The organism is Brevundimonas sp. P7753, assembly GCF_013386595.1.
GTDB classification, from domain to species: Bacteria; Pseudomonadota; Alphaproteobacteria; order Caulobacterales; family Caulobacteraceae; genus Brevundimonas; species Brevundimonas bullata.
In genome coordinates this window covers 1-1,216 of sequence record NZ_JACARP010000130.1, presented here as the reverse complement: position 1 = coordinate 1,216, position 1,216 = coordinate 1, and the positions used below count along the sequence as shown (strand labels likewise).

Annotated in this window: 2 protein-coding genes; one reads left to right on the top strand and one right to left on the bottom strand. The window is 58.9% G+C overall.

Features of this window, described 5'->3' with window-relative positions; genetic code table 11:
• A partial coding sequence (locus tag HX774_RS19825; protein ID WP_218650514.1) for a hypothetical protein occupies positions 1–311 on the top strand: 311 nt, incomplete at its 5' end.
• A gap of 270 nt (positions 312–581) precedes the next feature.
• Here the strand turns inward: HX774_RS19825 and HX774_RS18150 are convergent.
• Positions 582–830, bottom strand: a complete 249-nt coding sequence (locus HX774_RS18150; protein ID WP_178828852.1) for a hypothetical protein — start codon at positions 828–830, stop codon at positions 582–584.
• Positions 831–1,216 lie beyond the last annotated feature (386 nt).

Genomic DNA, 1,216 nt, shown 5'->3' with positions numbered 1-1,216 from the left:
GTGAAGGGCGTCGAATCGCGGACCGGGGCGGCCTCCTGCGCCACAGCAGGGGTGCTCAGCAGGGCGGCGGTCAGGCAGAGAGTCTGAATTTTAATCAGTTCACGGCGTTTCAGCGCGTTTCATTTTCCTTATTTTTCAATCTGATGGCGAAAAATAAAGTGTCATCCTTATTCAGGGCATTTCACCCAGTCGCAAACGTATTGGTGGGTGTGATGGCGGGTTGGCTGGTGGGTGAAATCGGGGTTTTTAGGCATTTTGCCCAATATCTTACGAATCCCCTCGTTTTCGGCAGGAGATGTGGGGTGGCATGATGGGTGAGATTTTCGGGCCAATTTGGCGGTGCGGCTAAGGTGCTGAATTCTGTGTTGAAGGATGAAGTGTCCGCCATCCGACCCACAGGAATTCGAACTCTCGCCATTTTTGGCCATTTCCCAATGGAATTCGAACTCTCGGCGCCGTCAGAACTCTGCGTTTGATGGGGAGGCTAAAAGCCCGCTCCGGCGAACCGGATCTTCGGCGAAGCGCCGTCGTTCGAAGAGGTCCTGGAGAGCGTCCACGAACTCGAGCAGATTCTCAACGGCCTAGGTTTCTTGCAGCAGGTCGTCGGCGACCTCTTTGCCAAATTTGTGCTGCAGGGTTCGAAGCAGCCAGGGGCCATAGTCGCGGAACAGCGCCTCGGGATCGCTTCCCTTGGGAAGCGTCAGGGGTGTGTTCGCACTCCGGCCGCCAGACGCCACTTCGTCGCCTCCGATGACAAGGCGGGATGTCGCCGCATCCCGAGCTCGGTGCGAGGCAAGCGTGAAGGCTTGCAGGCGCGTTTGGGCACGCATGAACAGCCATGCGGTTCCGACCTGCTTGTTCGCTTCATCTCAACCGAGGTTCTCACGCCTCGACGCCGCTCAGCGACGCATCGACAGCATGAATCACCTGCGCAGCCATGGCAAGTGCGCCGAATGGCGTTCTCTGGAAGCGCAAGCTTGACGGTTTGGTGCGCCGGGCGTTGAGAACATGGTTGAGCCATGCGCCGCCGCCTTTGGCCGAAGCCTGGACATACGCGGCGGCCGCCCGGGCGGAGGAAAGCTAGCCGAACCTCTGGCTGCCGCAAAGCTTGTCGCCCGATTGAAGGTCTTGGCGTCTGGCTTGGGCCTCGGGAAACGAAAGCCATCACGGGTAAACAACAGCTCAGCGACAGATCGGGAGTGCCGGTGTAATCGGG

Coding starts and splice junctions, on each gene's coding strand:
- HX774_RS18150 (WP_178828852.1), bottom strand. CDS start 830: ATGCGTGCCCAAACGCGCCTGCAAGCCTTCACGCTTGCCTCGCACCGA.